1 protein-coding gene is annotated in these 670 nt (G+C 40.6%); it reads right to left on the bottom strand.

Annotated features, from left to right (window positions below):
- Positions 1 to 131: 131 nt before the first annotated feature.
- On the bottom strand, positions 132 to 635 hold the full coding sequence (gene def / locus AACR75_RS00975) for a peptide deformylase (protein ID WP_017045519.1): 504 nt from the start codon (positions 633 to 635) through the stop codon (positions 132 to 134).
- Positions 636 to 670: the final 35 nt, after the last annotated feature.

The raw sequence follows: 670 nt of genomic DNA, 5'->3' as shown, positions 1-670 counted from the left end.
TAACGCCCAATTAAGGGGTGAGCAACGCTACCACCCAACCTAAAGCATTGTGCCATAAACACTAAATTTGAAGTAGAAACAAAAATGCCAAGCGTTGGGAATCCCTCTTAAATTGTTTGTTATGAGCGGGGTTAAGAGTGCGCTTTGATGTACTTTTTAACCTTTTTCATAGCCATTTTACGCTTAAGTGGTGAAAGATAGTCGATAAATAAGTTACCCGATAAATGGTCTATTTCGTGCTGCATTACGATGGCTAGAAACTCATCACTTTCGATGGTTATTGGCTTACCTTCGCGATCTAAAGCAGACACAACGACTGAAGTAAAACGCTCTACGTCTGCATAGTAATCAGGAACTGATAAACAACCTTCTTGACCCAATGCTTTATCCAAACCACTAACCACTTCTGGGTTAACCAAAATTAACGGTTCATCTCGACTTTCTGAAAGGTCGATAATAACAACAGCCTCTTTACGACCAACTTGAGTCGACGCTAAACCGATACCATTGTCAGTCGCATATAGCGTTTCCAACATATCGTCTATTAATGTTTGTACCGTCGTAATATCTTGCACTTTTTCCGCTTTGACCTTAAGCCTTGGATCCGGTGCAGTCAGAATTTCTAAAACTGCCATATTTTCCTTCTAATTCTTGGAAGCTCATAACGCCC

It is taken from the genome of Vibrio sp. ZOR0018, from assembly GCF_963865925.1.
Taxonomy (GTDB): domain Bacteria; phylum Pseudomonadota; class Gammaproteobacteria; order Enterobacterales; family Vibrionaceae; genus Vibrio; species Vibrio anguillarum.
Note: the sequence above shows the minus strand (reverse complement) of the source record. Positions and strands in the feature narration are given on the sequence as shown.

Bases quoted from the DNA above. Each gene is read 5' to 3' on its own strand.
- def (WP_017045519.1), bottom strand. From the start codon at position 635: ATGGCAGTTTTAGAAATTCTGACTGCACCGGATCCAAGGCTTAAGGTC.